General features: G+C 43.9%; 14 protein-coding genes. 4 read left to right on the top strand and 10 right to left on the bottom strand.

All coding sequences use genetic code 11. The features are described from left to right. Together B4923_RS06880 and B4923_RS06875 are read left to right on the top strand one after the other, a co-directional pair. Window positions 1-1,002: an NAD-dependent epimerase gene (locus tag B4923_RS06880; RefSeq protein WP_109053615.1), complete on the top strand. Its 1,002-nt coding sequence runs from the start codon at window positions 1-3 to the stop codon at window positions 1,000-1,002. Window positions 1,003-1,065: 63 nt separating this feature from the next. Further along, complete coding sequence (locus tag B4923_RS06875) at window positions 1,066-2,232, top strand: nucleotide sugar dehydrogenase (RefSeq protein WP_109053614.1); 1,167 nt, start codon at window positions 1,066-1,068, stop codon at window positions 2,230-2,232. Between the two features lie 42 nt (window positions 2,233-2,274). Here B4923_RS06875 and rfbD read toward each other — a convergent pair whose 3' ends face one another. The 4 genes from rfbD to B4923_RS06855 form a co-directional block, all read right to left on the bottom strand. Continuing rightward, window positions 2,275-3,120, bottom strand: a complete 846-nt coding sequence (gene rfbD / locus B4923_RS06870) for a dTDP-4-dehydrorhamnose reductase (protein WP_109053613.1) — start codon at window positions 3,118-3,120, stop codon at window positions 2,275-2,277. Then, a complete protein-coding gene (rfbC, locus tag B4923_RS06865; protein WP_109053612.1) occupies window positions 3,120-3,653 on the bottom strand; it encodes a dTDP-4-dehydrorhamnose 3,5-epimerase in 534 nt (177 codons plus the stop codon). The genes rfbD and rfbC overlap by 1 nt, the downstream gene beginning before the upstream one ends. Before the next feature lies 1 nt (window position 3,654). Next, on the bottom strand, window positions 3,655-4,524 hold the full coding sequence (gene rfbA / locus B4923_RS06860; protein WP_109053611.1) for a glucose-1-phosphate thymidylyltransferase RfbA: 870 nt from the start codon (window positions 4,522-4,524) through the stop codon (window positions 3,655-3,657). A gap of 484 nt (window positions 4,525-5,008) precedes the next feature. Next, window positions 5,009-5,980 (bottom strand): hypothetical protein, encoded by a 972-nt coding sequence (locus tag B4923_RS06855; RefSeq protein WP_109053610.1) that lies wholly within the window; start codon window positions 5,978-5,980, stop codon window positions 5,009-5,011. A 463-nt stretch (window positions 5,981-6,443) separates the two neighbouring features. Between B4923_RS06855 and B4923_RS06850 the strand changes: the two genes are divergently transcribed. Continuing rightward, the gene (locus tag B4923_RS06850; RefSeq protein WP_109053609.1) at window positions 6,444-7,346 is read left to right on the top strand and encodes a sugar phosphate nucleotidyltransferase; all 903 of its coding nucleotides are present in this window, start codon (window positions 6,444-6,446) and stop codon (window positions 7,344-7,346) included. 182 nt (window positions 7,347-7,528) lie between these two features. Here the strand turns inward: B4923_RS06850 and B4923_RS06845 are convergent, their stop codons facing one another. From B4923_RS06845 to B4923_RS06820, 6 genes are all read right to left on the bottom strand, one after another. Then, the gene (locus tag B4923_RS06845) at window positions 7,529-7,981 is read right to left on the bottom strand and encodes a lysozyme (RefSeq protein WP_109053608.1); all 453 of its coding nucleotides are present in this window, start codon (window positions 7,979-7,981) and stop codon (window positions 7,529-7,531) included. Between the two features lie 55 nt (window positions 7,982-8,036). After that, a complete protein-coding gene (locus B4923_RS06840; RefSeq protein ID WP_109053607.1) occupies window positions 8,037-8,429 on the bottom strand; it encodes a hypothetical protein in 393 nt (130 codons plus the stop codon). Between the two features lie 2 nt (window positions 8,430-8,431). Further along, the gene (locus B4923_RS06835) at window positions 8,432-8,698 is read right to left on the bottom strand and encodes a hypothetical protein (RefSeq protein WP_109053606.1); all 267 of its coding nucleotides are present in this window, start codon (window positions 8,696-8,698) and stop codon (window positions 8,432-8,434) included. Between the two features lie 123 nt (window positions 8,699-8,821). Further along, complete coding sequence (locus B4923_RS06830; RefSeq protein WP_109053605.1) at window positions 8,822-9,454, bottom strand: DUF2589 domain-containing protein; 633 nt, start codon at window positions 9,452-9,454, stop codon at window positions 8,822-8,824. 29 nt (window positions 9,455-9,483) lie between these two features. Next, on the bottom strand, window positions 9,484-10,155 hold the full coding sequence (locus tag B4923_RS06825) for a DUF2589 domain-containing protein (protein ID WP_109053604.1): 672 nt from the start codon (window positions 10,153-10,155) through the stop codon (window positions 9,484-9,486). Between the two features lie 39 nt (window positions 10,156-10,194). Next, on the bottom strand, window positions 10,195-10,467 hold the full coding sequence (locus B4923_RS06820) for an omptin family outer membrane protease (RefSeq protein WP_281261834.1): 273 nt from the start codon (window positions 10,465-10,467) through the stop codon (window positions 10,195-10,197). 492 nt (window positions 10,468-10,959) lie between these two features. Here B4923_RS06820 and B4923_RS06815 point away from each other — a divergent pair, with 492 nt between their 5' ends. Then, window positions 10,960-12,411 (top strand): M20 family metallo-hydrolase, encoded by a 1,452-nt coding sequence (locus B4923_RS06815; protein ID WP_170116027.1) that lies wholly within the window; start codon window positions 10,960-10,962, stop codon window positions 12,409-12,411. Window positions 12,412-12,573: the final 162 nt, after the last annotated feature.

The following is a 12,573-nucleotide window of genomic DNA, read 5'->3' as shown; positions in this document are numbered from 1 at the left end:
ATGAAAATATTGATTACAGGTGCAGCTGGATTTATTGGTTATGCAGCTGCTCTATCTTTCTGTAGTAAAGGCGATACTGTCGTCGGTATTGATAATATCAATGATTACTATGATATAAATCTGAAAGAATCTAGATTAGATATCTTGAAATCCGAGAATAATTTTAAATTTATCAGATTGGATATCTCTGATAAAGATGGCCTTAATAGTTTGTTTATGTCTGAGAGTTTTGACTGCGTAGTTCATCTTGCAGCTCAAGCAGGAGTGCGGTACTCATTGCAAAATCCTAGTGTGTATGCAGACAGTAATTTAGTCGGCTTCCTTAATATTTTAGAATGCTGTCGGCAATGTAAGATAAAACATTTGGTATATGCTTCATCTAGCTCAGTATATGGTCTTAATAATAAAACACCATTTTCTACAGTTGATTCAGTAGATCATCCTGTTTCATTATATGCTGCTACTAAAAAAGCAAACGAACTAATGGCTCATTCGTATTCCCATCTTTACAATATACCTACCACTGGGTTACGTTTTTTTACCGTTTATGGTCCGTGGGGACGTCCAGATATGGCGTTATTTAAATTCACGAAAAATATATTAAATAATGAGCCTATTGATATCTACAATAATGGTAATTTAAGTCGAGACTTTACCTATATTGATGACATCGTGGAGGGCATTGTTCGCATCACGGCCACTGCTCCTAAGGGAAATGATAATTGGAGTGTTGAATCTGGAAGTTTAGCGACCAGTTCTGCACCATATCAAATATATAATATAGGAAATGGTAGCCCAGTAAAATTAATGGATTTTGTTACTGCTTTAGAAAATGTATTGGGTATAGAGGCGAAGAAAAACTTTTTGCCAATGCAACCTGGTGATGTTTATCAAACCTGGGCTGATACGAGAGACTTCTTTACTGCTACAGGGTATAAACCCAGAATTGGAATAAATGAAGGCGTGACAAATTTTGTAAACTGGTATAAATCTTTTTATTAAAGTTAATTTCTTGATTTTTGTAAACAAAAACTACAATTTTTTTATTAATTTTATGGTTAGAAAATGAAAATAGCAATTGTAGGTACAGGATATGTTGGCCTTTCTAATGCCATGTTATTAGCGCAGAATCATTTTGTTATTGCGCTAGATGTGATTCCTGAAAAAGTTAAGCTTTTAAATGATAAAATATCCCCAATAATAGATAAAGAAATAGAAGATTTTCTTCAAAATAAATCATTAAACTTTAGCGCAACTCTAGATAGAGAGTTAGCATATAAAAATACTGATTTCATAATAGTTGCCACACCAACTGATTATGATCCAAAAACTAATTATTTTAATACAGAGTCTGTTGAGTCTGTTATTTGTGATGTTTTAGATATTAATCCTCAAGCAGTTATAGTGATAAAATCAACTATTCCAGTCGGTTTTACAAATATGATTAGAGAAAAGTACGCTACGGAAAATATTATTTTTTCTCCTGAGTTTTTAAGAGAAGGAAAAGCGTTATACGATAACTTATATCCTTCCCGTATTGTTATCGGCGAGCGTTCAGAAAGAGCGGAAATATTCGCAAGTTTATTACTGCAAGGCGCTATTAAGAAAGATGTTCCTGTACTTTTTACAGATTCAACAGAAGCTGAAGCAATAAAACTTTTTTCCAATACCTATCTGGCAATGCGCGTAGCATATTTCAATGAGTTGGATAGTTATGCGCAAATTCATGGTTTGAATAGTAAACAGATTATCGAGGGAGTAGGATTAGATCCTCGTATTGGCAGCCATTACAACAATCCTTCTTTTGGTTACGGTGGCTATTGCTTACCGAAAGACACGAAACAGTTGTTGGCGAATTACGCTAGTGTACCAAATAGCCTGATTAGCGCCATTGTTGAAGCAAATCGTACTCGCAAAGATTTTATTGCCGATTCTATTATCGAACGCAACCCCAAGGTTGTGGGTGTTTATCGTTTGGTAATGAAAGCAGGCTCAGATAATTTTCGTGCCTCAGCGATCCAGGGGGTGATGAAACGTATTAAAGCGAAGGGTATTGAGGTTGTGGTATATGAACCTGTACTTAAAGAGGATACGTTCTTCCGGTCTCGGGTAATTAATGATCTGGATGAGTTCAAAGGGGTATCCGATGTGATTATTTCTAATCGTATGACTGATGAACTCTCTGATGTTATAGAAAAAGTGTATACGCGCGATCTTTTTGGCTCAGATTGAGATAGCTATCCCTACTTTGTGTTATGCAAAGTAGGAATTTGGTTAAATGACTTTTTCTAATGCTTTTTCCCAGTTGGATAAATCAATACTTAACCGTTTGACATTATTGCAAGCCAACGTAGAAAAAACAGGTCTGTGGGCTGGTGTCGGATATTGTTCTGTTGTTATCGGTGCCAGTATCGGCCTTTTTGCCAAAACCGATTTATTTGCTGCAACATCAAAAATCACTTCAGCAAACTCATACCAGCTCACCTCTCTATCACCGCAATAGTGATAAATCCCGCCTTTTGCCTGCTGTTGCAATAGTTCAATAATCGCCTGCGCCAAATCACCGGCATAGGTCGGACATCCGCGCTGATCGTTCACAATACTCAGCGTATCTCGTTCTTTAGCCAGCCTAAGCATGGTTTTGACGAAATTATTACCATACTCGCTGAATACCCATGCGGTACGTACAATGATCGAATCAGGCGCTGTTTTCATCACCGCCTGTTCGCCCGCGAGTTTCGTCCTGCCATATACGCTTAATGGATTCGTAGGGCTGGTTTCGGTGTAAGGCTGTGTAGCCTTGCCATCAAAGACATAGTCAGTGGAAACGTGAACGAGGCGTATATGTTGTTTATTTGCAACGCTGGCTAAATTGGACGGGCCTGCTACATTGATTAGTTCTGCTAACTCGGGCTCTGATTCCGCTTTGTCAACAGCTGTATACGCCGCTGCATTTACGATGGCATCTGGCTGAAAGTGTTCTACCGCCTGTTCAACCTGCCCAATGTCTGTGATATCAAGTTCATCGCAGTCCGTTGCCAAGATTTCCCATTCTGATGGAAGACGATCCTGAAAACAGCGGCCCAGTTGGCCTTTTGCGCCGGTGAGTAATATCTTCATTATTTCAAATCTCTGAACAGTTTTCCTTGCCTGTCTTTTTCTGACAGTAATGGTTCTGAAATTGGCCACTCAATACCGATTTCAGGATCGTTCCACAGCAGGCAGCCTTCATCTTTCGGGTTATAGTAATCCGTACATTTGTATTCAAAATCGGCGATATCGGAGAGCACGACGAAACCATGTGCTAACCCTGGCGGCAGCCAGAATTGCATTTTATTCTCCTCCGAGAGGATGGTTCCTTCCCATTTTCCATAGGTAGGCGATTCTGGCCGTATATCAACGGCAACATCAAAAACTTCACCACGCACGACCCGCACCAGCTTTCCCTGTGGATTTTTTTGCTGAAAGTGCAACCCTCGCAGTACACCTTTGCTTGAGCGTGAATGATTATCCTGAACAAAGTCCAGATCGATATTCAGCATTTGCTGGTAGCGTTTCTTTTCAAACGTTTCCAAAAAGAATCCGCGTGCGTCGCCAAAAACCTTTGGCTGGATGATTTTTGCGCCATAAATAGCGGTATCAATGACATGCATATTATTTTTCTGCGATTAATTGTGTTAAGTATTGCCCATAAGGCGTTTTAATCATAACGTCTGCTTCTTCCGCAAGCTGTTGACGAGATATCCAACCCTTACGGAATGCGATCTCTTCCAGACAGGCAACTTTGAGTCCCTGACGTTTTTCGATGGTATGAATGAATTGCGAGGCTTCAATCAGGCTGTCATGCGTGCCGGTGTCCAGCCAGGCAAATCCCCGGCCTAACAGTTCGACGCTTAACGCGCCCTGTTCGAGATACATTTGATTAAGCGTGGTAATTTCCAGTTCGCCGCGAGATGAAGGCTTCACCTGACGAGCCATTTCAACCACATTTTTATCGTAGAAGTAGAGCCCTGTAACGGCCCAATTTGATTTTGGCGTGGTTGGTTTTTCTTCTATTGATAGTGCTCTGAAATCGTCATCGAACTCGACGACACCAAACCGTTCAGGATCGGTTACCTGATAGCCAAAGATTGTAGCGCCTTCTTCTTTTGCCGCAACGGTTTCCAGTTTTTTACCAAAGCTCTGACCAAAATAGATATTATCGCCAAGAACCAGGGCACAACGCTCGCCATTAATAAACTCTTCGCCAATGATAAAGGCTTGGGCGAGACCATCGGGACTGGGCTGAATGGCATAACTCAATTGAATGCCAAAGCGACTGCCATCGCCTAAAAGACGCTGGAAAGAGGGCATATCTTCCGGTGTAGTAATGAGCAATATGTCTCGGATACCCGCGAGCATTAAAACCGAAATAGGGTAATAAACCATGGGTTTATCATAGATCGGCAGTAACTGTTTCGAAATTCCGCGAGTAATCGGGTATAACCGTGTACCTGTTCCGCCAGCGAGTACGATCCCTTTCATCATGCTACCTATAAACGTTTTTCAAGAGACATAGTTATTAAGTGCAGTAGTATATCGGATGATACCAGAGTTGTCTGATGCGGCAGGGAAAAATCAAATAAATCTATACTCGTCCCTATCTGGCGGATTCGAGAGTCATTCCTACGCAGGTGGGAAGTTAATGGCTGTCTACGGTTTCAGCGGGAGCTCCCCCGCCTAATGACGCAGGGGAAACTATGCTGACAGAGGGAGCTGTTGGGTAGGCGGCTCACCGGGGTTCATGCTCAAGGGGGAGATTGCAGGTACTCGTGAGGTTTTCCTTCACGAAAATTATCGGTTGGTTTATGAAATCCGGCCAAATGAAGTTTGGGTGTTAGCTTTAGCCCATACATCGTGGCTTTGGCCCAGAGTAGGAGTGTCATAAGTTTTCACCGCAGGTGATGCGATACCGGGCACTGAGCCCGGTATAAGGTGAATCAGTTAATCAGGTTGGTTGTTCAGAGGATTAAATCTCGATTTTTCCCACAGGCTTCAGACTGGTGCAGTGTTGCAGCAGATCGCCGGGGAAAACAAACATATTCATATTGGCCTGTAATTGATGGGTTGCGGTTAATGTATTTGCATTGTTCTGCGTACCGGATAACGTTGCGTTGATGCCCGCAAACTCCTCAATAGCTTGTGCTAGTTCTGGATCAATGGCTGGTACATTGTTGTTGACCATACCGCTATCAATGGCGGCGTATAATGCCCGGCAAAGCTCTTCATCACTTTCAGTAACAGTATCATTAGAAGTAATGTTAACGGTATTCCTGGCCGAGAAGGGATGCTGGTCAATAAATTCCACAGCCCTATCCAGTAGGTTTTGGCCGTGGGCTGCGATCAGAAGCTGGTGATGAAAATGTAGTTGGAATTGACTACCTGCATCTTCAAAGCACTGGGCAACGAACTGCGAACAAACCATGGGCATTTTCCCCGGATTTTTATGCTGCTGGAGATATTGGGTCAACGTTGCTGTTAACTTCTTCAAAATGCGCAAAATGACTTTCTGAGCGAGCGTAGGGAATGAGATTTTTTTATACAACAGTAATATCCCCACAATATACAGACTGGCATTATCATAGGGTTCCAGGTTATTACGGTGCAGCGTAGCCGCAGTAATAACCGGCGATAATTCCTGCTGGGATGCATGCCGGTAAACGTATATGGTGCGGTCATGAAAACGGTGCAGCGCCTCATTAACAGCAACCTGAGGCGGGCTTTCTTCGATAATGCTAAGCGGGGATTTTTTATACAGCATTGCTGCATGGCTAACGGGAGCATTGGTCAAAAAAGTAATAGCCCATGAGATAAAGCTACCCTTTTCAGGTGAAAAAAGCAGGACATCTCCTTCATTCAGTTCTTCAGGCAAAAGTGTGTTCGTCAGTTCTTTAGGTAAACGTGTTTTCATCTGATCTATCGTTTTATTGATATCCTTCATGGTCGCTTCCTTATTATTATCTGGCTGATGTAGCCGTAACAGTATAAAACACAGATTAATAAAAAATTACATGTGTCTATCACCCCTTTTCTGATTTATTCCTCCCCCCGCGATAAATATCAAAAAAATTATCACCCTCCTGTTTGCTGAGCGTTGTCAATCAGTCATTGGAAGCGCTTGCCAACCATCTGTGATCCTGAACCTTACAACATCTCCCCGCGTTTGCGGTTAAGGACGTTTGCAAAACTACGCTCATTTAAGTCTGGGAGCGGGTACATTGGACACTCGCGCTTTTAGCTTTACTTTCTCTTACTAATAAACCGCACCAGAATTGTCCGATGTATCAGAAAAAGTCTGTACCCGCGATCGCTTTGATTCGGATTAGGTGTAATCTTAGTGTTATGCGCGGTGTAGCGGGATTACGCTGCCAGGTGAAAATAATCAGATTGAAGAGAGTCAATTCATGACATCATTGAAAGCCATTATCCCTGTGGCAGGTTTAGGGATGAATTTGTTGCCGGTGACTAAAGCAATACCTAAAGAGATGCTGCCGATAGTCGATCGCCCGGTGATTGAGAAAATCGTCAACGAGTGTGTTAATGCCGGCATTAAAGAGATTGTACTGGTGACGCACGCGTCTAAAAACGCGATCGAAAACCATTTCGATACCTCGTTTGAGCTTGAATCTCTGTTGGAAGAGCGCGCCAAGCGTCAGTTACTGGCAGAGGTTCAGTCTATTTGCCCAAAAGGCGTGACCATCATGAACGTCCGTCAGGGGGAAACGCTGGGATTAGGGCACGCCGTGTCCTGTGCCAGACCAATAGTAGGGGATAACCCGTTTGTTGTCGTTTTGCCGGACGTTGTTCTGGACGAGAACACCGCCGATCAGGCTAAAGACAATCTTGCATTGCTGATTTCCCGTTTTGAAGAAACGGGGCGCAGTCAGGTATTGGTCAAACACCGTCCTTATGAAGTGTTGCCGGAGTATTCGGTAGTGGATTGTGAAACCCCGTTGGTTAATCCCGGCGATGCGTCTGCCATTACATCAATGATCGAAAAACCGGAAGCGCCTTCAGCAACGGGTTCGGATCTCTCTGCCGTCGGTCGTTATGTGTTAACAGCGGATGCCTGGCCGCTGTTGGCTAAAGCGGTTCCCGGCGCTTGGGGCCGTATCCAGCTTACCGATGTGATTGCTGATTTGATTTCGACCCAGCAGGTTGATGCCGTGCAAATGGCAGGCAAAAATTTCAACTGTGGCCGTAAGTTAGGGTATGCGCAGGCTTTCGTTTCTTACGGATTGCGTAATCCTGAACTGGGTGCGGAATTCAGGGAAAGCATCAAGGCGTTGCTGAAAAAGCAGGGTTGATGGATGGCGGATGTTGTCCGTTTTAAGATGCCTGCAAAATGCAGGCATCTTATGCATCGATCTCTAACGTGTGCATATCAAAGTAAAATAGCAAACCCTCAAACTCGTCTGGCTTATCGTCACCGTTTTCTGAAATGACGTCATGTCCCCAAATAAAGAACGGAATGAAACGTGATGGTTTTTTACTCTTTCAGTAAAAACAGTTCTCTTTCCGCCGCTCTTCTTCTGGTCAGCCCGTACAATTCTTTCCCGCCTGCTTTATTCCAGCGTAGAAACTGTTCTGCGGCCTCTGTATATTTCCCTTGATTGAGATACAGCAGAAGTGTCGAGCGTTTTAAATTGCCTGGGCCAAGATTAAAAGCAAAAGAAACCAGCGCATCAAATTGATTTTGGTTAATATCAACGTCGACCAGTTTCAGTATCTGCCCTTCAATGATTTTTAGATCGTTGCGTAATAATTCTTCCGCTTCTTCTTCCGTTAGTGTGTGATCAAATCTTTCGCAAGGCAGAATTAAATGACCATAGCCAATGGTCCATTTTTCTACGGCATCCCGATACTGGGTAAGTCTACACCCTTCGAAACTTTTGATAAGCGCTATACCTGCGCGACCCGTTGAAATAGGGATGTTTGCCATAAAAATACCTCGTTAAAAAAGAGCATGAATATGCATTGCCGTTATGGCGGCGGGGTCAAACAACATTATTATTGATTTCTTTGATCGCGCGTCCGTCGATAAAAATGTCGTAGTGCGATTCTTGTTTGGAGGACGCCGCGTGAATTTTTATTACGACCTGATGCATTCGCCAGGTTCTGAACCAACGTGTCAGGATGCCGGGTTTGCCTCCGTAGAGTACCGTCTGGCGGTTTTTCAGACTGTAAGCGTTGAAGGCAATCTGCAAGGTAAGACGATAACAATGGCAGTCCAGCATTGGGCGGGTATGTGCTATATCTTTTTGCCAGCGCTGGCTGAAATGTATCAGGCGTCGCATATGGTATTCCGCCAGCCAGCGATCGAGCGCTTGCTGGGTACGCTGCTTTTCCTCTTGCAGAATGCGGGCTAGCCGGGTGAGGGGAATTTTCATGGCTATGCCAGCCACAGGGGTTTTCGCTCAAATCCAATGTGATAAACCAGCCATTGCTGAATCACCTGGTGTTCCCCCATGTTGAGTAAAACGAAGTTTTTCTCAATTCCCACGATGTGCCCTTTCGGGGATTCAGATAAACAGCGGTTCAGCACATCGATCGCTTGTTGCGAGTCCTCTTCCGAATAGGGAATGGAAGGATTGGGGTTGCCTATGGTGATCCGTTTGATAAACCGGACGCTGGTGAGATCAAATATCTGTCCTGCCATATTCTGTCCTCCTTGCCGGGTGATAAGTGCTGGAATAGGGTAAGAACCTCAATATTCTTACCCTGTTTCAACATATCAAATACCGTATGTTGATTTATTCATCGCTACTCTGGTATTTGATCCTTAACTTGTTCCTGCTGAGTTTGTATTTTCAGGTTTGGGAATGGGCTGGATCGCCGATTGCATAATATCCAGCACACGGGAAAGTCCTTCCGGCATACCATCATCCGAGGCATGTACCTCAATATGATATTTGGCTGAGTTATCGGTTTTGCGCGTACTTTCCTGATGGGCGCTGACATTACCTTTGATTTTTACTCCCCAGCCAAACAATCCGCCGCCAGCATTGAGCTCCATATTTTCATCTGATGCGCGTTTATCTTCCGTGGCGGATTTCACCTCCATATCAAAAGTGATATCCACTTTTTTGACCGCTAACGCCGGAATATTGACGATGGATAATAGAGGAACGTTGATAACCATATCCTGGAGGTCATATTTCTCAATCTCTCCAGAACCATCGGCTTTAGCTGTAGGTATATTTTGTTGGAATTCAAATGCAACGCTTCGAACCGTTTTTTTATCGACTGTTTTTTTCTCATTATCCTTGTAGGTAGTGTTAAATCCAATTTCATCGATAAAATCCGCTGTGGCGCGAGCCAGCATCACCTGTGCCTCGCAGGCGGCCTGTAACGGGGCGCCAATGAGGGTATTCATGGGTAATCCGTTAAATTGGTTGGCGATCTCATTTGCCATGATTGTTACTCCTTGTGTTGTAAGTGTAATTATTGCTTAACATCTTTCTTGTTTTTATAAAACCATTTCGACAGGTCATCTTCCCGGTCGTTTTTTCCCTGTTTCGTTCCAGTATAAAAATAGCCTTGTGAGGTATTAATCAACTCATTAACCATTCGCATGACGCCTTCCGGTGTGTCCTGATGAACGAGCTCGACTTTTATATTCGCTAATAATCCGTTATTTTTTTTCAGTATCCCGCTGCCGATATCAATTTGTAAAGAAGGCTGATGGGCAAGAATTTCAGGATCGTCCTGAATGTCGTTGGCGAAGAGTTTTATATTATTCTGATCGGGTTCGTTTTGGGGTTCAGGCTCGAATTCATCAATATTGGTGAGCCCGACCTCGAACTCGGCAGACGCTTTTTCAATTCGTACGCTGCTTAATGGCACCAGATTGATAAAAGGAACACAGTAATAGTCGACATCATTATCAGTGGCATTTTCACGATGTGAGGGTAATCCAATTTTTAATCTTCTGGGGAAAATACCGGGTAAATAATTTTCTTTGTCGCTAAGCTCTGGATTCGGATCTCTTCTGCGTTTTCTTTTGAAAAAACGTAACATATTTAGAGATTGTGCTTCTGCCACATCATTTTGGGCCTGCGCCATGGATTTCGCCAATGCCGTAATGATACTGCTCAGGGAGTTGTTTTTTGCCATAATAACCGTCCTCAAATTCCATCTTTATCGGTTAAGTCATTAACCCGGTATTATCCTGTTATTGTCTCCCATTAGAAAATGGGTGATGTACCCGCCATACTTCAAATAGTAGCCTGCGTTTACGGTTGCAGAGAAATGACGGGCATTATTTCCTTTATTACGTATGGTCAAGTCTCTGTCATCGTGTTCGTCGTTGCTCTTCCTCTCCACCCAATCGCTGAATTTTATTAATCCACTCAGTTCAAAATCCTGATAACGCCATGAACCAATTAATCCGATATAAGGCATGCTATAAGTTTGTCGGTAGCCGATTATCTTATTTGTTTTAACTTATGAAAAACGAAACGACTATTTGATGCGAAATAATATCGACGGGTAATATTCTCTTATCCGGTGAGTTTCTTTTATCACCTATTTCCTTTCATGTTCAGAGTAGTCGAAACTCAGAATATTCCTATCACCTTTTATCTGATTCGTTATTCACCCCCCGGGAAGCGGAGTTTGATGCTTATTGCCATAATTATTCGCGTCCGGATGTGTGGCAGCAGGGATACGAGCAGAAAAATAGTGGGGGGTGAACCGAGATATCACCCCCTCGAAATGTTATTTAATATTTTGTTTTTTAAGTGTTTTTGTTTTTTTAAACACCAATATCACCTCCCAGAAGAGGGGAAATGTCGTCAAGTGGGGGTGAAATTGATTTTTTGTATTTACAGTATGTGGGCGATCACGGTAAAACGCTGTTGTGCGGGCCAACATATTGATGTTGATACCTTTCATTCTTTCTGCAATGGTTATTTTTTTATGAATAAATTGTTAAATTTTATTGTGCAGCAGGAAGGTGAAGTGGTGGGGTTACACCGGGAATTGGTCTGTCGCCCGGCAATTAATCCCGAACACGGCGGGGAGGGTGAAGAAATAAAGGCCCGTTGGATAGAAAACTGGCTTTATCATAATGGATTATGCCGGGTGCAACGTATGGATGCATTGGATCTTCAGGCCCACAACAAATTACGTCCGAATCTGGTGGCGCATTATTTGCCGGCAGGATGCAAACAGACGCTCTGGCTGGTGACGCATATGGATGTCGCTGCGCCAGGCCCTGTGGAAAATTGGATTAGCGATCCTTTCACGCTGCGCATTGATGGCGACCGCCTTTATGGTCGGGGGGTGGAAGATAATAATCAGGGGATTGTATCGGCCTTGTTATTGCTAAAGGCGGTCAAGCAATTGAATATCACGCCGCCGATGGGCATTGGCGTGGTATTCACCAGCGCAGGAATTACCGATTACACCAAAGGTATCGGCCATATTCTCAATAAGACGCCGAACCTGTTTCGCGCTGACGATTTGATCGTGGTGCCGGATTATGGCAATGAAAATGGCAGCATTATCGAAATTGGCGAGAAACGTAACGCCTGGGTACGTATTGATGTTCGTGGGCGGGAATATCACGCCGGTTTTAGTGAAGGCCCAAATTGTTTTGAGGCCGCCGCGCGATTTATTTCTCGCCTGAAACATGTGCGCCGGCGTTATGCCTGCCCGGATCCTTTCTTTTTTCCGCCGATGTCAACCATTACGCCCACGCATTCGGAAACCAACTGTACCGGCCTGAATCATGTTCCGGCGAATTTTGTGTTTTATCTGGATATTCGTTTAATGCCGAATTGCGCGCTGGAACCGGTGATGGACGATCTTCAGCAGTTGGCGCGGCTGATTGAAAAGAAAGAGAAGGTGATTTTTGCTTTTGGCTATGTAGAAATTACCCCGGATGCGCCGATTACGCCGGGTAGTTCTCCCGTGATCCGAATCCTTTCGGATGCCATAGAAAAAGAGCTGAACGTAACGCCGCGGCTGGTCGGCGTCGGTGGTGTGACCATGGTGTCGGTGATCCGCTCTTTAGGATTGCCGGTGGCCGTGTGGGGTATTCAGCAATCCGGTAAAAATCAAACGAATGAAAGTATTAGTATTAAAGCACAGCTGTCCCAGACGCGCATATTTGCCCGCATGCTCTATGCCCCGTTGTTGAAAGAGCAACCGGTTGTCCGCCAGAAACGGCTAGACGAGGGGAATAAAAAGATTACGCCTGCCGAGCAGGCCGTTGCCGCATTGGTGGGCGTTGGCATGAATAATGAGCGGATCGGCGCACAGCTTAATTTAAGCGTTAACACCATACGTACGCACCTGAAGAATTTGTATCGTAAAACGGGGGCTCGTAACCGACGCGAACTGCAACGACTGTTTATCCTGAAATAGCCTGAGGCGGTTGGTTCCTTCCTCCATACCAACTGGGGATCTGTCCCAATAAGACTGATTTTCAGTTGATAACATTCGATCTCTATATTTTATCTCTGCGCATTCAGTTGAAGGTAAACGGGAGCGTGCAATAAGTCGTTTTCCGCATCTTACGCAACCCTT

It is taken from the genome of Brenneria roseae subsp. americana, assembly GCF_003115815.1.
GTDB classification, from domain to species: Bacteria; Pseudomonadota; Gammaproteobacteria; order Enterobacterales; family Enterobacteriaceae; genus Brenneria; species Brenneria roseae.
Note: the sequence above shows the minus strand (reverse complement) of the source record. Positions and strands in the feature narration are given on the sequence as shown.